The 18,324-nt window shown below is 37.4% G+C and carries 15 protein-coding genes; 8 read left to right on the forward strand and 7 right to left on the reverse strand.

Features of this window, described 5'->3' with window-relative positions:
• Nucleotides 1-20: 20 nt before the first annotated feature.
• The 3 genes from zapE to TW85_RS04950 all read right to left on the reverse strand — a co-directional run bounded on the left by zapE (nt 21) and on the right by TW85_RS04950 (nt 2,366).
• Nucleotides 21-1,220, reverse strand: a complete 1,200-nt coding sequence (gene zapE, locus TW85_RS04940; protein WP_046015987.1) for a cell division protein ZapE — start codon at nt 1,218-1,220, stop codon at nt 21-23.
• Between the two features lie 174 nt (nt 1,221-1,394).
• Nucleotides 1,395-1,772 (reverse strand): VOC family protein, encoded by a 378-nt coding sequence (locus tag TW85_RS04945; protein WP_046015988.1) that lies wholly within the window; start codon nt 1,770-1,772, stop codon nt 1,395-1,397.
• 102 nt (nt 1,773-1,874) lie between these two features.
• Entirely contained in the window at nt 1,875-2,366 is a 492-nt protein-coding gene (locus tag TW85_RS04950; protein WP_046015989.1) for an NYN domain-containing protein, read from the reverse strand.
• A gap of 257 nt (nt 2,367-2,623) precedes the next feature.
• Between TW85_RS04950 and TW85_RS04955 the strand changes: the two genes are divergently transcribed.
• The 7 genes from TW85_RS04955 (at nt 2,624) to TW85_RS04985 (ending at nt 11,671) form a co-directional block, all read left to right on the forward strand.
• Entirely contained in the window at nt 2,624-3,931 is a 1,308-nt protein-coding gene (locus tag TW85_RS04955; RefSeq protein WP_084616120.1) for a malonyl-CoA decarboxylase, read from the forward strand.
• A gap of 11 nt (nt 3,932-3,942) precedes the next feature.
• A complete protein-coding gene (locus tag TW85_RS04960) occupies nt 3,943-5,472 on the forward strand; it encodes a malonyl-CoA synthase (protein WP_046016073.1) in 1,530 nt (509 codons plus the stop codon).
• Nucleotides 5,473-5,634: 162 nt separating this feature from the next.
• A complete protein-coding gene (locus TW85_RS04965) occupies nt 5,635-5,952 on the forward strand; it encodes a catalase (protein ID WP_046015990.1) in 318 nt (105 codons plus the stop codon).
• Between the two features lie 286 nt (nt 5,953-6,238).
• Complete coding sequence (locus tag TW85_RS04970; RefSeq protein ID WP_202904829.1) at nt 6,239-7,327, forward strand: site-specific integrase; 1,089 nt, start codon at nt 6,239-6,241, stop codon at nt 7,325-7,327.
• A complete protein-coding gene (locus TW85_RS04975; RefSeq protein ID WP_046015992.1) occupies nt 7,324-8,973 on the forward strand; it encodes a site-specific integrase in 1,650 nt (549 codons plus the stop codon). The genes TW85_RS04970 and TW85_RS04975 overlap by 4 nt, the downstream gene beginning before the upstream one ends.
• Nucleotides 8,963-11,272 carry a hypothetical protein gene (locus TW85_RS04980; RefSeq protein WP_046015993.1) on the forward strand — a complete coding sequence of 770 codons (2,310 nt, stop codon included), beginning with the start codon at nt 8,963-8,965 and terminating at the stop codon, nt 11,270-11,272. The genes TW85_RS04975 and TW85_RS04980 overlap by 11 nt, the downstream gene beginning before the upstream one ends.
• Complete coding sequence (locus tag TW85_RS04985) at nt 11,273-11,671, forward strand: hypothetical protein (RefSeq protein ID WP_046015994.1); 399 nt, start codon at nt 11,273-11,275, stop codon at nt 11,669-11,671.
• Nucleotides 11,672-11,714: 43 nt separating this feature from the next.
• Here TW85_RS04985 and TW85_RS04990 read toward each other — a convergent pair whose 3' ends face one another.
• From TW85_RS04990 to TW85_RS05005, 4 genes are all read right to left on the reverse strand, one after another.
• Nucleotides 11,715-12,848, reverse strand: coding sequence for a reverse transcriptase family protein (locus TW85_RS04990; protein WP_046015995.1), 1,134 nt, complete (start codon nt 12,846-12,848; stop codon nt 11,715-11,717).
• A gap of 185 nt (nt 12,849-13,033) precedes the next feature.
• A complete protein-coding gene (locus TW85_RS04995; protein WP_046015996.1) occupies nt 13,034-14,299 on the reverse strand; it encodes a hypothetical protein in 1,266 nt (421 codons plus the stop codon).
• Between the two features lie 115 nt (nt 14,300-14,414).
• Complete coding sequence (locus TW85_RS05000) at nt 14,415-15,926, reverse strand: SIR2 family protein (RefSeq protein ID WP_046015997.1); 1,512 nt, start codon at nt 15,924-15,926, stop codon at nt 14,415-14,417.
• 265 nt (nt 15,927-16,191) lie between these two features.
• The gene (locus TW85_RS05005; RefSeq protein ID WP_046015998.1) at nt 16,192-17,145 is read right to left on the reverse strand and encodes a hypothetical protein; all 954 of its coding nucleotides are present in this window, start codon (nt 17,143-17,145) and stop codon (nt 16,192-16,194) included.
• Nucleotides 17,146-17,514: 369 nt separating this feature from the next.
• On the opposite strand from TW85_RS05005, the gene TW85_RS05010 reads away from it, so the two are divergent.
• Nucleotides 17,515-18,042, forward strand: a complete 528-nt coding sequence (locus TW85_RS05010) for a lecithin retinol acyltransferase family protein (RefSeq protein WP_202904830.1) — start codon at nt 17,515-17,517, stop codon at nt 18,040-18,042.
• The last annotated feature ends 282 nt before the right edge of the window (nt 18,043-18,324 follow it).

Below are 18,324 nucleotides of genomic sequence, written 5' to 3' on the forward strand. Positions count from 1 at the left end.
GTAAGGCTTCTATGTCTGATCTATGTTTGATTAGAAAGGTATTGTTTGCTTTGCATCTCGACTAGGCGGCTAATGGCGCGACGGAACTCGAAGCTTAAAGCACCACCATGATAAAGCCCATCTAATGGGACATCGGCCATTAAATAAAGGGTTTTATGGCAGTCATAAAGCTCATCAATTAGGCTAATAAAGCGGCGGGCAGAGTCATCTTCTGGCGCAAAAGAAATCTTCCTTTCACTGGTCTGGTTAGGTTCGAAACTGCCATCTTCTGTGCCTCTGGCTTTAATTTGTTCACTGACCTCACCGCCAAGGGCTGGCACACCAGAGAGCATTATAGTGTCAAACTGAGCGGCGATTTCAATATAATCTAGCTGTGATCTCGGGCTATTACACAGGCTATTAAAGTCAAACCAGACTAGCTTGCTAGCATGTTGTATTGTGGGAATATCTCTATTACAAATACTAATGCTTTCTTGTTTGGTAACAAGGGAATCTGAGCTTTGATTGAGTTGTGCAAAGAGTGCTGAAAAGTCGATCTCATCCTTGACGAAATAGGTCTGAGCTTGGTCTAGATGGCGTAACCTGTGATCTTCACTGCCACGTAGGTTTATTTGCTGACAATGGTTTTCTAGCAAGTCGATCGTTTGTTCGAACTGTTGTCGTTGTACTCCTTCCCAATACAGACGATTGATAGGAATATTCGACGTTGCTACTAAGGTAACGCCATGGTCAAACAAACCTTTAAATAATTGGCCAAGAATCATGGCGTCAGCAATATCTGAAACAAAAAACTCATCAAAACAAATTATCTGATATTGTCTTGCCAGCTTCTCAGCAACCTGAAGTAGCGGATTCGACTGGCCACTAATCGCGCGCATTTCTTTATGAACTTGTGCCATAAAGTGATGGAAATGCAAACGTAACTTACCTTGCTCGGGTAAGCCCTGATAAAAAATATCCATCAAAAAGGTTTTGCCTCGACCTACATCCCCCCACATATATAAGCCTTGAATTGGCGTATTTTGTGTTTCTGACTGATCGACTTCAGCCTCACTTGCCAACAAGTCTTCTGATTTGATGTCTGTGGGTGCTTGAGCTTTTGCTTCTTTGAGCTGCCAATAACGTATTTCGAGTGCTTCAAGTGCCTCTTGCTGTGCTTCATCTAGAATAAAGTCGGCTTGTTGAAGTTTATTTTGGTAGGCAAGTTTAGGGGCAGTCATTAGGCTCTCTTGTCGATGAAACAGTTTCCTAGGAGGGACAGGATCCCTGAATGGAAGCGAAGTTTACCCGATTAAAGTATTTATCGACAAGTGAGCGAAATCAGCTCATAAAGTGTTAATGAGCATGGTTCAGTATAAGTAATATCAGATCAGGGTTTAATTTGGTAACTAGGGTTAAGCGACTTCGATACCTATGTCGGACCAAACCGCAAACTCATTACCATTAGGGTCTAAAAAGTGGAAGCGACGGCCACCGGGGAAATGAAAAATATCTTTATTGATGCTGCCGCCCTCAAAGGCTTGTATTTTATCAAGCGTCTCTTCTAAGTCTTCACTATAAAGCACAATCAAGGCACCGCCATGTTGGCTGTTGCTGGCAAGGTCAGATCTAAAGAAGCCTCCATTTAACCCAGCGCTGGTATCAGAGAAAGCTGTGTATTCAGGGCCATAATCGGTAAAAGACCAATTAAAGAGCGTCGAGAAAAAAGTTTTTGTTATGGCTAAATCCTTTGCAGGCAATTCGACATAGTTAATTTTTTCATGGTTCGACATAGGATAAACCTCTATAAAATACGGCAATAAAGCCAGAGTGACTCAATACAATAATAGGCCATTTTGTTAGGAAGCGAGATCGATTTTCGCCTTACCTACTTCTCACATTAAGAGGCTGCTGTTGATTTGGCGATAGTAATCGCAAGAATCAATTAAGCCCGCAGCGGTGAGTTTATCAACTCCATAAACATGGCTTTGGCATTGATGCTTTTCTCTTGCAGCATCAAGTAATAAGGCAAAATCTCCATCACCAGAGGCTAAGACAATAATATCTACATCTGGTGCAGCGGCGAGCACATCGATGGTAATACCTACGTCCCAATCTCCCTTGGCTGAACCATCGCGGCGTTGAATAAAGGGCTTTAATTTTACTTCGAACCCAATACCACGAAGAATTTGTTGGAACTGAGCTTGCTTGGTATCGCCCCTGTCTATGGCATAGGCATAGGCTGCAACAATATCACCTTGGGCGGCTATCTCATCCCAAAATTTTTGGTAATTAAAGTGCTTCGCAAAAGTATGCCTTGAGGTGTAATAGATGTTTTGGACATCGACAAAGATGGCAATTTTTTTTGTTGAGTTTGTCACAAGCAACCTTGTTTATCTCAATAGAAGAATAATGAGTATAACCCTAATTAAGTTTCACTAATATGCCCGTGAAATTACTGGCTATAACAAGAGGTTAGTTAGAAAAACTCAGAAAAACTGAAACCTTTTAAACTTACTTTTTTACCAAGTTATAAGAGTGATAACCAATATTTCTAAAGAATGGCTAATTCTCAGCCTCTATAGCGATACAATCCGTTAAACTTAGGTTTGGTGATAAAACGTTTGAAAAAGGGGTAGGGCCTATGCCACGTTGGAGCAATATGATTGAAGATTTAGTCTCGAGAGTGACTGAAATCGGCAGTGCCATGTTAGACAGTAATCAGACCAGTGAGCAAACACTCACACAAAAATGTGAAGCCCTGCTATCAAACTTAGGGGAAGCCACAGGGCTTGCCCGTTCCAAAGAAATTCTGGATGACTTCAAGACATTAGATCAAGCGCAAAAGCTGGCTTTCTTTCAAGCAATTTGCCAAGAGTTTGGTGTTGATCAAGTCGCCTTGAAAGCGGCGCTTGATGCTTGGCAAGAGACCCCAGATGATGAGCGCACCCGCAATATTCATTTTGCTTCAGAGCCAAGATCACAAGAATTAGTCAGACGCCTAAATCTTGCCCCAGGAGGGACAGCTGCCTTAGTGGGGATGCGTGAAGACCTGATTCGACATATGAAAAAAGAGCCAGCTTTAGCGGCCTTAGATAAAGACATACGTCACTTGTTCTCTTCTTGGTTTAACCGAGGTTTTTTACGTTTAGAAAGAATCGATTGGTCTACTTCTGCCAATATTCTTGAAAAAATCATTGCCTATGAAGCCGTGCATGAAATACAGGGTTGGGATGATTTACGACGTCGAGTCGCTGCGCAAGATAGACGCCTTTATGCTTTCTTTCATCCATCACTAGTAGACGAGCCTCTAATCTTTGTTGAGGTAGCTTTAACCTCTGACATGCCAGATACCATAGGCGCTATCCTTGCGGAAGAAAGAGAGGGCTTGATGCCACAAGAGGCAAGCACGGCTGTGTTTTACTCTATTTCAAATTGTCAGGCAGGCTTAAGAGGGATTTCCTTTGGTAACTTCCTAATTAAGCAGGTGGTGGAAGAGCTAAAACGTGAACTGCCAGAGCTTAAGCGTTTTGTCACCATGTCGCCTGTTCCTGGCTTACGGCGCTGGGCTCACTCTGATGATGAATTGACTGAGCAATATAAAGATTTGATTGAGACATTGGATCAGCAAGAAACACTGTTTGACCTTGATTTTATGACACAGCAAAAGGCTTCTGTTTCTCACTTGGCAGCGCGTTTCTTATTAGAAGCGAAAAATAAAAAAGGCAGACCTTATGACCCCGTATCTAACTTCCATTTAGGAAATGGTGCCAGACTACAGCAGATTAATGTTTGGGCTGATCCATCTAAACGAGGGCAAGCAAACTCTTGGGGTGTGATGGTGAACTATGAGTATGATCTCGATTATATCGAGAAAAACCATGAGGCTTTCTTATGTGAAGGTATCGTGAGTGCGTCTTCAGAGGTGAAACGTTTAGGGAAAGCAGATTAATGGAGAGAACCTTGTATCATTCAAATTACTTAGCAAGCATTTTGCGCTCGACATCATTAAAGCAAGATGATGCTGTCTTTGCCTATCTTACATCGGGCGAAGAAGTAACTTATACCGCCTTGTTTGCCAATGCTGAAAAAACAGCGAAGGTCTTAATTAAAGCCGGTGTTGAGCCTGGTGATAGAGTTGCCGTACAGGTGGGGAAGTCCATCACCACTGTTGAGCTGTATCTTGGCTGTATTTTGTCTGGCGGTGTTTTTCTCCCCTTAAATACAGACTATACAGCAGCCGAAGTTGAGTACTTTTTAACGGATGCCAGCCCTAAGGTATTTGTCTGTGACCAAGGCGTTGAACAGGTCATGGGCCCAATAGCGTCCCATGCTAAGGTAAAGACATTATTGACACTTGATGCCTCAGGCTTGGCTGGTTCCCTGTTTGAGCGAAGGGAATTAGAAAGCGCAGGGTTTGATGCCGTGCCTAGAGAGGCAAATGATCTTGCCGCCATCTTGTATACTTCTGGTACGACAGGCCGTTCCAAAGGTGCCATGTTATCTCACGAGGCATTGGCCGCTAATGCACTTACCTTGGTTGAGCATTGGCAGTTTAGCCCGCAAGATCGCTTGATTCATGCTTTACCTATCTTTCACATCCATGGTTTATTTGTCGCCTTAAATATTACCTTGTGTGCTGGCTCTTCCTTGTATTTCCTAAACCGATTTGACCTTGATGAAATAGTAGCCTGTTTGCCTAAAGCGAGTGTCTTAATGGGGGTTCCAACCTTTTATGTGCGCTTGTTAAAGCATGCGGAATTAACCAAAGACAGAGTCGCCAATATGCGTCTTTTTGTCTCTGGCTCTGCACCTTTATTAGCAGAAACGCATCAGGCTTGGCAGCAAAAGACAGGGCATGCCATCTTAGAAAGATATGGTATGACAGAAACCAATATGAATACTTCTAACCCTTATGACGGTGAGCGACGCCCCGGCACAGTCGGACTGGCTTTACCTGGAGTCGAAGTCAAAATAACAGACTCAGAAACAGGTTTGAGTTTGACTAGTGGTGAGGTTGGGCAAATAGAAGTAAGAGGCCCAAATTTATTTACGGGTTATTGGCAGATGCCAGAAAAAACAGCCGAAGAGCTTAGATCTGATGGCTGGTTTATCACAGGTGATCTTGGCTGCCTTGATGATGACGCTTATTTGACCATAGTAGGTCGCTCTAAAGACCTGATCATTTCCGGTGGCTACAATGTTTATCCTAAAGAAGTTGAATTGGTGATTGATGAGCATGCATCTGTGCTTGAAAGTGCTGTGATGGGTGTGCCTCACGCTGACTTTGGTGAGGCAGTTGTGGCTATCGTTGTTGCTAAAGGTGAGGATAATGACGAAGCTGGAATCAGGGCCCTGTGTAGCGCCTCTTTGGCGGCCTATAAACGACCTAAATCTATCTTGTTTGTGGATGAGTTGCCGCGTAACACCATGGGCAAGGTGCAAAAGGCAAAACTAAGAACAGAATATTCATCTGCCTTAACTCAGCGTTAATGGAGGTTTGTGAGTAATCTCATTAGTTAATTGCTATTGAATGTATTTATGTAATTAATTTTATCTATTTTTGCTCTCATCTTATAGTGAAGTTGTCGCAGCGTATCAGGGCTTAACTGGTTTGCTACAGCGGATTAACGTTTCTATAAGGTGGGAATCAAGATGCAAGATAATAAATCTCAAAATGTACAGCTAACCTCTGCTAATGGTGCACCAGTGGCGGATGACAATAACAGTATTAGCGTAGGTGCCCGTGGCCCGCTAACTTTCGACAACCATTATTTGTTTGAAAAGCTAGCGCACTTTAACCGTGAAAGATTACCAGAACGTGTCGTACATGCCCGTGGCACAGGTGCCTATGGTACCTTCACGTTAAATAAAAGCCTTGCGGATTTAACGATAGCGAACTTCTTGCAAAGCGAAGGTCAACAGACGCCTGTTTTTGTTCGTTTCTCGACAGTTGGCGGTGGTCAATTATAACCAATAAATTTTTTGTAAAATTTAGAAATATCCAAAGAACGCTAGGTGGCTTATAAAGCTTGATACATGCTAAAAAGATATTTTACAAAACAGCATTTCTGAACAAAACTTACTTAATCTGATAGTCATCCTATATATTTAGTCTATGAAGATTAAGCATTTTAAATACAATTCTCGTCAATTTTTTAGCATCGTTGATGAAATGGATTGTCCTATCGATCCCTACATATCTACTTATATCAACATGATACTAATATCTAAAGCGCCTAATACTATTAGACGTTATGTGAATGAACTGATCTTTGTCATTAGTTTTTTCAATGATTTACCAAGCCGCTTTGCTTCTCAGCGATTGCTTTCTAATGAAGAATATAACGCCTTCTTTCGTCATTGCTACTATCCAATTAATGGAAGAAAAGGTGTAGATATAGCCAGTTTTAGCATTGAAAATAAGGATATTCGAAACATTATTTCTGCAAACTCACGTATTCACTCTCAGGTAAGGCCAGAGACTATCCAAGGTCGTTTAAGAAGACTCAGAGAATATAGTGAATGGTTGTTCAATCACTTTCATCATGATTATTTGGTAGGTGAACAACTTCAGAATAAGTTCGATACTCTTATTTCGAGAATGAAGCTTTGTGAAGAGGGGTTTGGAAAAAACTTCTCGTTAGCCGTGAAAAGGATTAATGAGTCAGTAATACCAAATGATAAGTTTCTAGAGCTTTTGGAAATGATTTTACCATCCTCTTCTAAAAACCCATTTAAATCCTCGAAGATAAGAAATTACTTGATTGTATCTTTATTAATTCAATCGGGAATTAGAAGGGGAGCTTTAGCTAAGCTTAAGATTTCAGATTGCCATTTTTATGGGACTTTTGATGAGATCGAAATTTATCGCTCTGGTTATGATAAAACAGACACACGTAACTACATGCCAAATCAAAAAACAAAGTCTCACCTTGCGGTTGTAGACCCCGAATTACTCAAACAGATAAAATTCTATATAAATCATATTCGTTTGAATTTTGAACGCTCCAGCTATCATGATTTTATTTTTGTAAGCGAAAAAAACTCCCGAAATACCTCTGGCAACCCCCTATCCCTTAAGTCTGTTAATGCGATATTCCTAAGGCTATCCAAAGCTCTAAGTTTTCGAATTCACCCGCACATGCTTCGCCATAAATGGAACGAGATATTTGATGAAAAAGGAAGGTCGAGTGGAATGGACTCAAGATTGATTGAAGATGTTAGAAAATATGCTATGGGATGGTCTGCTAACTCTAGCATGGGTCAAGTTTACAATGAAAAACGTTTATTTGAGCAGGTGCGAGAAGTGTCAAAAGCCCATCAAGAGCGAGTTAACAAGCAATGAATAATGAAGAGACGATCGGTATAAAAAGATTAGTGCATAGTCAAAAAAATATTTTTATTGCCAATTCCGGTCTTGAAATTAATGCTTTGGATGAAGAATGGATACTTCTACCGAATAAGGATAAAGGCTATAAGATCGAGATGGGATGGCTTCATTCGAGTAATATGCCTGAAGACGAATACAATATGATGCTTGACGTTTTTAAGTATAGTGTTCAAAAACTTTCAGCCTCAACCCTAGTGGGTAACATTTTTGTTGCAAAGCAATATTTAGCTGACGGAATTCCGCTATTACACCAGTTAAAAGCTATGTGGAGCAACCTATCAACGGGGCATAAAAAAGGGCTAAATTCTCTCTTTTGTAGAATAAAAAAATTAGGTTATAGGGCGTATTCATCTCATCATGACTTTACGAGTAAACATTTAAATAAAGAAACGAACAACCATTTGGACCCCTTAAAAGGTTCTTTATCTGACATTGAATTTGACTCCTTTATATCAGTCATTAATAAAAAAATAGAAAACTTTAATTGGTTTATAGAATATGATTTTGATTTCTATAAAAGCCAAAAATTCTCTTCTATCAGCTATGCCATTAGCGCAAAACTACTGACTTCCATTATAAGACGACCTGTTCAATTGCAGCGTATGAAGTGGAGCGACTTAATTCCACTAACTTCATCCTTCAACGAAAAAAGAATTGTAACGCACGATATGGCTGCTTCATTGGGGAAGCCGTTGTTGCAGGTGAGGGTTTATATTGCGAAGGATTCAAAATCTGGTATTAGAGAGCAACCAGAAAAGTACGGTATACCATTGCATGAAAGGCTTTCCAATGAACTTCTAAACTTTAAAAAGCTTTATGCTGAAGGGGTTAAACTGTGGCTTGAGCTTAATGGCCATTCAGTAAATGAAAAGCAACTTATAAAACTTTTGCAGAATATGCCAATATTTCTTCACCGAAGCTTATTTGAGTTGAAGGTTAATTCTATAGATGAAATTAAAGAGGTTTTTACTGATAAATCCGTAGCTTTTCATGTTAACAGTAGTTCAATTGGTAAATCTCTAGAGCAACATATAATTAAGTCTGAAAGGGTAGCCATAGCTAAAGCAACGTCAAATAGGTTAAGACATACAATATTAACTCGTGGCGCTAGGGATGGGTTGAGTAAGCCACAGCTAGCTAAAATTACTGGAGTCACGATGCAAGCAGTACAGTCTTATATTGATATGGATTTCAAAACAAGAACAATGATTGATAAGCGGTATATAGGTAATAGTTTTTTAAAAAAAGCCTTTAATTCTCCTATTAGTGAGCTTGATTTTAATGGGCATTATATTTATGACAATGACTTTAATGTAGTAGGTGAAGCTTCTAGCCAAACATCATGTAATAGGTGCTCTACAAAGCTTGGTAGGCCTTTAGGTTGTTATGGTTGTGAAAACTTCAAACCTTTTTTAGAAGCTGATCATCGAGCAGTATTATCGGCTGCTGAAAAAAAACGGGATGTAAATAGAACTGCATTAATCGCCCCGTTACAGAGTCATAGCCTTGAAAAACTGAATAAGCAGATTACCTTAATTAATTATACAATCGCGCTATGTGATGACATGCTCCTTAAAAGAGTTCAAGCCAATGTTGAATAGATACGAACTACGTTTAAAGGAACTTATAGAAAAATATCGTAGCTATAATTTAAATCAATTTTCGGGCCCAAATAACCAAGTTGCTGATTTTGATGATCTTGTATGGTTTTATATAGATCCTAACTCAGGTCGAAAAGTAAAATTTCTAGCAACAATACCAAACAGTGGAAGAACACTTAATAGATTGAATGCTCTCTCATATCCATATAATTACTTATTTAAAGTCTTTGTTATTCAACTATCAAACAAGCAGATATCCGCAAAAAGTAAACAAAGAGAAGCCCTTGGCGCTAGAAAACTGCTTAGTGTAATAAAGTGTAGTCTGTATCAATTAAACCAAGAGCTTTATTATTCAATAAAAGGAAGGAATGATCATAAAGCTTTCGTAGATTTTCTTTTTGAAAACCAACTTACCCCACGTTTTACTACTCATTTCAGTGAAAATCGAGATAGAACGGGTGGAAATGTTGTCGACCAACGCTTTGATAAACTTCCAAAGGACGCTTCTATTATTACGATAGGAGCAATTTTTAACGAAGTATTCAAAGATGTAAACTTGGATGGGACGATCAAGGAAGGGAGTATTGTTGACCCTCTATCTGCATTGGTCACAACTACGTCTCTGTTAGCATTATCATCCCCAAATAGATTAAACGCTGAAACATTTCTTATACCGAAACAAAAACTGAAGTCATATAAAGAGGGAAATCAGCCTCCTATTTATTACCTCGATTGGATTGGCAGTAAGGGCTATAAAAATAATAAAAATCACCTTCTTTCTGCCTTATCTAAACAGGTTGAAAAAGCTGTGAATTTTTTTAATTTTGCCAGTGAACCTTCACGAATACTTTGCCGCTTTTATCAGAATCCTAATCAATCTTTAAAGTTACTTCTATCTGGTTTTGAGGTTTGTAGTGACCGTAAAAACCGCTTTAAGTTAGGGCAGAATATTCATTTATTTCAGCTTGGCTATATCTTGGGGTTCTATAACGAAGATATTAGGATTAGTGTTCTTAAAAGGAGCATGATTAAACCTACTTTAAAGCAATACGGTAATTCTAAGTACTGGGAAAGCAAGCCTGTTTATCTTTTAGAAAAAGATGATTTGATCAGAACTTCAATGGGGCGTAGAGGAAGTATTGGCAAACTTTTCGATCATTCATTAAATAGAGGGGAGTTTCATAATTTATTTAAGAATAATTATTATATATCGATCTCTGAGTTAGAAGCCATATGGATCTATTATTTGACTAAAGTTGCATTACCTAGCTTCCCTTTATTCTTCCTTGACGATAAATCTGTTAGGTTAGAGTCATCATTATTCTGCTGTAATGGGAGCTTTTTTGCAGCAAGGGTACTTGGTAAATCTCCCACAGGAAAAGATTCAGGGAGGTTAAGTGGTCCATATAATCTTGGTAAGAGCATGTATGCGATTCTCCCCCCCTCGTACCTTTCAAGTATTACATTAAGAAAGTTATCGCCCCAAAAGTCTAAAGCAACGAAAACAATTTTTGAAGATTATAATTTTTCAAGGGAATTGGGTTTAAAGCCTCACTCACTTCGGCATTATGCAAATACATTAGCTTTTAAGAGCAATATACCGATTGAAATAATTTCTGCTTGGTCTGGTAGAGTAAGTAATGAGCAAACATATACATATATTCATGTACCAGAAACAGATAAAACTAATCGGGTTAGAGCAATAATAAATCCGACTCAGGAATCAATTGATAGTGTTGATATAAAGATAATTACAATGAAAGATATATCCGTCACTACTCACTTTCCGGCAACAATTACTTCAACAGGTGTTTGCACACAAGAACTAAATGTTACTCCTTGTGATTACTTAAATGACTTTTCTAGTCAGTGCTTTATGTGCAGTCAGTCATGCCATATCGCTGGTGATACTGATGCAATTAATTTCTTAAATAAAGACAAGGAATTTCAGATAGAGCGACTTAAGTCTATTAAAGGAGATCCAAGATTATCTAGCTCTAAAGCAATGCAGGAATGGTACATCATCCATTCAAGAAACACTGAAATCTTATTCAAACTTGTTGAGTTGATGCTTCAAAAAGCTAAAGGAACTATTATTCGATTCAGGGGGACTGATACAAGCTTTATCCTTACGGACTTAACATCAAGACAAGTAGAAGAGGTACGTGTTGAGCTTCCTAATTTTAAAGTTGAGCTATCAGATTTTCTTTCAAAAAGTCCATCAACAAAAGATAAAATTGATAACTTAGAGTTAACAAACTTACTTTCTTCATTTGGAGTTAACAAAGGGGAAATATAAATGGCTACCCCAAAGGTTTCTGCTGAGTCGCAACAGAAAATAGAGAAAATTATTGCAACATGGCGTGGCAAACTAACTTGGTCTGCTCTTGTAAAAGCTATTGAGCTAGAAATAGGCCTTAAGACTACAAGACAAACTCTTACAACATACGTAGGGATAGACTCCGAATATCGAACTAGAAAGGCTCTACTAAGAGGTGCAACACCTGCAATATATACAAAGGTAACAGCCTCCGAAGTAAGTCTAATAGAGCAAATCGAATCATTGAGAGCTGAAGTTGTCCTGCTTGAAAGAAATAATGCAGAGCAACTACGAATGATCGAAAGAATATTTTCGAATGCTAGTGAAATACCTAATATTGACTTAAATGATCTAGTGAGAAAAAGGCCAGAGGACTGAACTGCCACTTACAAGCTATCTCTGGTAAATCAAAAAATATACATTAAATAGGCCAATCAATTGACTTGAATGTCTCAAGTTGTTTCTTTGCATATTCAGGCTCAATCATATTTGCGTAATCAATCATTCCTCGGAGATGAGATTTAAAACCCCATACAGAATCAAATTCTCTGTTTATGATATGTTCATCAAGTCCAAGTTTCTTTATATAATAAAAGTGCTGTCTCAAACGGTCCTTAAACTCTTTTTGTAACCTAGGAGTGTCACCATCAACATTAAGCCCTAGTATTACTTTTTTACTGCTTGGTGAGATTACTTTGGTTTTTCTGTATTGTGGAAGATATCCTGATTTAGATAATATTCTATATACCTCAAATACTAATTCTTTGGCTTTATACCTATCAAAATTTTTTGATCTCGTTGAGAAACTTAAGTCATCACTATACCTTGTATATGTGAGTTTAAATTTATGCGCTAATTTTTTTAGCTCCTCATCATTTTTTCTCATAACTATATTTGATAACAAAGGACTTGTTGGGGCTCCTTGAGGTAAATACCCAATTAAGCTCTTGTTATAATCAGTTATAGATTCGTTTCTATACCAAGATCTCCACTGTATGTAATGCCTACGTTGGCTCTTATGGTGAGTAGGCACCGTACAAAGTCTAGCTAATTCGAAAGATACTAAAGGTTGATATCCTAACTCTTTAAATGACCGAAATATTTGAATTTCAGAAATAGATTCAAAAAAATCGGTTATATCTAACTTGATTAACCACTTAGCTCCACAATGTTTTGAAGCACATTTTTGAATAGAGCTACCTTCAATAAATGCATGGCTTGAAGGATGGACTTTAATTTTTTTTAAAATGTGTTCATTTATCCAGCGTTGAGCATGCATTAACTCTAGGCTAGGGACATGGATATAACGGCGACCACCTGATCGCTTTCGAATAGAAAACTTATTATATGTTTTAGGCGCAGAGCGGCTAACAATACTTCTAAGGCTCTCGTAACTCACGCCAGTTCGAACTGCTAAGTGTTTTAAAGATAGGATTGATGGGAGAGAATATTCGGAATTGATAACAGCGTCACTTTGAGAAATAGCTCTTTCAAGTAATTCTGTAGAATGTCCCTCTTGGATTCCAAGTTTTAAATAAAGTTGAGGAGACCACATATAATTACTCCGAAACACCGCCGCAGGCGGATGAGTGCTCTGGCGGCCTTAGGCTTACGTGGGTATACGGCAGAGTATTCACCCTCCAGCCAAGCGTAAGCTTTTCCATGAGGATCAGGAAATCCATACCCCAGTAGTCACCACTAAAGTAACTACAGCAACTTAGAGTAAGTTGCTTGCTATCACTAATCATATGCAGCCTCTCTCAATTGCGAAGGGTAATAACTAAAGCTCCCTATATCAAGCGATTTTGACTCTTTAGGCTTTAGTTTTCTTGCTGCTGCTAGTTCCCTTAAACCTTTTTGCGTGATTCTTCGTTGTGGTGTTAAGTATTGCCACTTAATACATCTTTCAATTACTCGTTCAAAATTATCTACACTCAAGCCTGTAGCAAAGCATAGAGACGCACGTTTTCTTTTACTTTTTGCTATTAATGCTAAAACTATTAAAACAGTTTGACCAAACTCTCCTCTTCTGGTCATGGCGCCAGATTTAGCAAGTGTTTTTTGTCCTATGTTTTGTAGTATTTTTATTGGATCGCCTTGAACAACCTCTGGTGGAAAGACTGACATTGTATTGGCTGTAATAGCCCTGTTAGGAAAAAGGCCTATCCATTGATTATTGCCTTTAGTCGGCTCCCATAAAATGAGTGGTGTATTGTTCGGGCAGCCATGCTCAAACACTAAAGTTGCCATAGATTGTTTAAAGCCAAGCCACATGTTCTTTTTATTTTTGTTTGCTATACGACCATATTTTCGACATAACTCGATAACTTCATCTTTTTTATATGACGGCCAAAACATACTATTTATTGTCGGTGCTTCCATATGGATTAGCACTTCAGGATTTGATTTATGTTCATTAACCCAAGAAATACCAGTTTCTGTGCCTGAGTACGCTATCACTTTAAAATTAATGTGCTTTGTTGATAGCCACGAAACAACACTTGGAACCAACCAAAAGCTTGTTAGAAAGTCTCGAACCCTTCTTCCAGATCCAATAAAGTCATCTACAAATATTATGTAATTACACCGAGAGCTTCTGAGAGCTTCGAGTGAAGGGTGATTTAGATATTTAGAGGGATTAGCCTTACTCATTTGCCTGATAAGTTGCGCTACGATTGCCTCGCTGCCTAAGTCAGCAGAGTCTTCAACTGAATTTACTGTCTGTCCATCTTCGCTAACTTTTACTTGATGATAAAATGGAATGACTTCTCTACAGTTGTTTTTTTTGATTTCTCTAACTGAAAATAATGCAACTTTTCCATCAATCCCTTCTGACACTTTTATTATCTTATTCTGTAAGTTCCGTCTGAATTCAGATTGAGAAACTAAGGTTAGAGAGTTGGCAAGGTGGGCGGCAGCTTCCTGATCCTGTCTATTAAACTGAAGAAGCCACTTTTTTCCTTGCTCTGTATGTATAAGGCTTCTTGCATTATATTTGTCACTCATTATCAGTCCAATTAATAGCTACAATTATAAACTCACAGCAGGCTTATCCCTTGCCGATTAATCAACTTTATTTCGAAAATAAAGATGACCCTTTAGCTTGTATTTGTTAAATCAGTTATTTACAGTATCTTTTGTAATCATATGCGCAAAGCAACCTGCGGTAATCAGTCCCTTTTTTGTCAGGCATAGATAGCAAAAGTTTTTCTACTTCCTCCAAATTTACAGCATCATTCCATGTTGACCACAGAATTGAGCTTATCTTATTTGTTCTGGTTACTGATTCATCATCATAAATATCTTGTAAAAGCTTATGAGTTGTTTGTACTGAACAAGAAAGTGTTAGTAAGTATTCTTCTATTTTACGAAGTTGTTGAGTCTTTAAGTGTGTAGCTTTTTTTAAATCAGGATGAATTGTGTCGAAAGCATAGATAGGAAACCACTGGGTCTTAGCAATGTTTATTTTATCAATTAATTGTAGTAACTGATGGTTAGACTCTTCTATAATTTGGAAATATTCAGATATGAAGCTTGAAGAATTTTTATGTTCATATGTAATCGATTTAGAAGAACCTATTACAAGAATTTTGTCACTATTACTTAGTGAGTTAATGTCTTCTGTAATGTTTACTTTAATACTCGTGCCGTCATCACTTGCTCCTGAATAGATATCTTTAACAATACTTTGTACTTTTCTAATATCCATTGCTGAAACAGGGAGGTTTAAATTGGAAAGTGATTTGTAAATTTCGTTAAAATCATCTGTTTTTAGCTTGTTGATTCGGATAGTCGAAAAGCCTTCTAAATCTATATCATGCTCACTAATTTCATGTGATCGAGAGCCGTCTTCAAACTCAACTAATAAAAAATTATTTCTAATCCGCTCTGCAGTTTCTGAATTTGGCTCAACATAGGTAAAGATTGTTTTAAGTAAACTTTTTATATTTTCATCACCAATACCATACCCCATGAATATGATAGGGTTATGTATAAATATTGATAATAATTGAGCTCTGATTAATTCATACTTTTCGTTAAATTGTTCATAGTCTTCTTCAGTAATAATCACCTTGGAAGGGTCAGTACAAGAGCCATGAATTTTATAAACAGAGCCATATGGATTGCTAAGTAGAATATCGTTCCCTACTAATGGCTCAAAACCAAAAATATCTTCAATAAGCGCATCGTAATTTGTAGTAATTACAGAGCCAATATTTTTACGAACTTTTTTTAGTTCAGTTAATTCTTCATTCATAGCTTCTTTATAGTTAAGCTCACTAACTAATTGAGATATATAAATTTTGAAGCGACTTAGATAATTTTCATTTTCCATTTCACGATAAAAAATATCATTAACTTCCTTAAATTTACCATTTCTATCTCTACCTAGATCAGTATTGAATTCCTGCTCCAATTTTGTTGCAAGTTTTGTGTAGTCATATTTCCCGTTAGACTGACACTCAGCTTTAATATCAAGATAAAATTCATTATTTCCTTTGAGCTCATAGGCCACATGCTTTAACAAGCCATTCCATGTAAAAGCATTATTAAGATAACGTAAACTTATACCTGCACCAACAAATAAAACAGGGTGGTTACGGTACTTTCCTATAAATTCGCGAATGTTCATTTTTTCCCTATAAACGTATGTTTTGTTGATTTATCACAGATAATAAGTTTAATTCTCTAACTCAAATTCATCACTTGAATGAGACTGAATCTATCAAAAAATGCACTTAAATTTAAACTATTATTACATATCCGAGCAATTAAAAGTTTTCATATGTAGGTGAGTGAGTGATCAACTTTATTTAGTTATAGATACTAATAACTCGGATTATTAGCATTACTCTCCACATTAAACGGATTAGTGGCATAAAAAACTTAATGAGATGCTAAGCTAATGTGCTTTTTTTGGGACTACTCTTGTACATATTTTTAAGAAAGTTTTCAAAATCAGATTTGTCTATATGGTTAAACTGGACCTGATCATCAAAAATAGGGAGTAATTTTTTTAGGTTGCTATGAGATAGAAATTGTTTGGCCTTTATTAAAGCTAAGTCACAATTTTCCATGTCCTTTGGTATGTCATTCGCTGTCTTTCTAATCAATGTTAACTGAGCTAATGACATACGATAGGGATCACACTCTTCGATTAATCGAATGTTTTTTTGTGTTCTTTTAATTAATAGGTGTTGTAAGTCGTTTTCAGGAAATAAGGCTTCTATATGATCAAGGTAGCCAATTGATTTTTTAGTCCACTTTAACTCATCAAAGTGCATTCTAGGGTTTGCTTCTTTTCTCTGTGCAATTTCCCATTTGTCAGTAAGCTCTTCATTAATTTCTATTTTTGCATTACGATGCTTAACCATAAGATTTAGGTAGTTGGCAGTGGCTTTACCAATTATTGAACCGGTAACCAACGCTTTTAACTGTCTACTTGCCCATTTCGCTCCACGTTTACCATCAAGTATTCTATTAAGGTCTCTATCCCATTGAGCTGTTTTCGTTTTAGCTTTATTTATCGTAACCTTACATTCTTCGATCTGTCTAAAGTTTTGAAACTCTTTTGATAATTTTTCAAATTCGACATCGAATGCATTGCTTCCACATGTATGACCGATATTTATTTCACATCCATCATTAAGGCTAACCAAGTAGCCTTTTTTGTGTTCGGTGTGACAGCTACTTAAACCACAGCGAATCATGGTTGGTAGTTCATAATATCCGATAATATCACTCAAAGAAGCATTAGCTAGATTATGGTTGTCTTTGAAATTAGCGCGCTCAATGATATCTTCCCATCTAACAATATTTTTTAGTTCCCCATTATCTCGTATAAATATCATCTATATCTTCTCCCTAAGAACTTTTACTTAATGTCATCAGCGACTAATGATTAAGTAGATAATCTTAAGTCTTTTTTATTGCCAGAGATAGAGGGAACTAGTCAGCAGCTCTAAGTTCAATTCTGAGGTATCTAAAGCTTGAACTTAGGCTTATGGGCTAGGCTCTCACCTTTTTTTATGTCGTTCAAAACAACTCATCAGATTAAACAATCACCACATGGGGTAAATGAGATTCCTATACTTTGATAAACAGCTTAAGCTCTTGAAAAAGAGTAAGTGGCCCAAATATTATTGTAATAGTTTTAAGTTAAATACAATATGAATCTAATTTATGTAGGCTGTAAAAAATAAATAATTAAGGATGATTTAATGAGTGAACAATCTTTGCTTTTAAGTAGTATGAACTTTGAAATAGGAACTGAAGCGGAAGCAATTGCAAAGCCAGGGGATTTCATCGTATCTAATTTTTCAACGTATCAACATTGGTCCATTGTTTCAGATAAACTTTGTTCAGAGGGAAAGCTGATGCTTATTTCTGCTACTAAAAGAACTGGTACTGTAATGGAAGAGCCATGGGATAAAGTGGTAAATGGCCAGCCTACTAAAGTTGTTGCGGATACACCTATATTATCTCCTGAAAATATCATTAAAAGAGCTAGGTCTAAAATAGGGGTTTGGAAATACTCCGTTACATCACAGAATTGTGAGCATTTTGTTAACTGGGCCGGAAACGAAAAGATAAGCTCTAAACAAGTATTTTATACCATCACAGGCGCAACCACTCTAGCCGCAATATATACACTCGTAGAAAAAAATCCAAAACTGTTTTGGATTTTACTAGCTGTAGGAGTTGGTGGTTTTTTAGGATTATTCTTGAGTCGTCCTTCCACAAAGTAGACTCAATAATTAAACTTGAAGGTAACTCCTTGGATTATTTAGTTTTTTCAGTCACTATCACTAATAGTGCTTACCGAATTTACAATTGCCATTACTTTACTTAGGTTTTTTCTGAATAAAGCAGACAAAAAGGCCTCTTGAACTTTGTCGTAAAAGAGGCCCTCGTTTATTCTATGATTCCTATTATCAACTTTTGTTGTTTATCTCTGTCTTGCAGGGCGCTGGCATCCACAATAGATAAAAGCATACTAGGTATGGTATTTATCTAGGTAGTTAAGTAGT

Source organism: Marinomonas sp. S3726 (assembly GCF_000967665.1).
Taxonomy (GTDB): Bacteria; Pseudomonadota; Gammaproteobacteria; order Pseudomonadales; family Marinomonadaceae; genus Marinomonas.

Coding starts and splice junctions, on each gene's coding strand:
- zapE (WP_046015987.1), bottom strand. CDS start 1,220: ATGACTGCCCCTAAACTTGCCTACCAAAATAAACTTCAACAAGCCGAC.
- TW85_RS04945 (WP_046015988.1), bottom strand. CDS start 1,772: ATGTCGAACCATGAAAAAATTAACTATGTCGAATTGCCTGCAAAGGAT.
- TW85_RS04955 (WP_084616120.1), top strand. CDS start 2,624: ATGCCACGTTGGAGCAATATGATTGAAGATTTAGTCTCGAGAGTGACT.
- TW85_RS04965 (WP_046015990.1), top strand. CDS start 5,635: ATGCAAGATAATAAATCTCAAAATGTACAGCTAACCTCTGCTAATGGT.
- TW85_RS04975 (WP_046015992.1), top strand. CDS start 7,324: ATGAATAATGAAGAGACGATCGGTATAAAAAGATTAGTGCATAGTCAA.
- TW85_RS04980 (WP_046015993.1), top strand. CDS start 8,963: ATGTTGAATAGATACGAACTACGTTTAAAGGAACTTATAGAAAAATAT.
- TW85_RS04985 (WP_046015994.1), top strand. CDS start 11,273: ATGGCTACCCCAAAGGTTTCTGCTGAGTCGCAACAGAAAATAGAGAAA.
- TW85_RS04990 (WP_046015995.1), bottom strand. CDS start 12,848: ATGTGGTCTCCTCAACTTTATTTAAAACTTGGAATCCAAGAGGGACAT.
- TW85_RS04995 (WP_046015996.1), bottom strand. CDS start 14,299: ATGAGTGACAAATATAATGCAAGAAGCCTTATACATACAGAGCAAGGA.
- TW85_RS05000 (WP_046015997.1), bottom strand. CDS start 15,926: ATGAACATTCGCGAATTTATAGGAAAGTACCGTAACCACCCTGTTTTA.
- TW85_RS05005 (WP_046015998.1), bottom strand. CDS start 17,145: ATGATATTTATACGAGATAATGGGGAACTAAAAAATATTGTTAGATGG.
- TW85_RS05010 (WP_202904830.1), top strand. CDS start 17,515: ATGAGTGAACAATCTTTGCTTTTAAGTAGTATGAACTTTGAAATAGGA.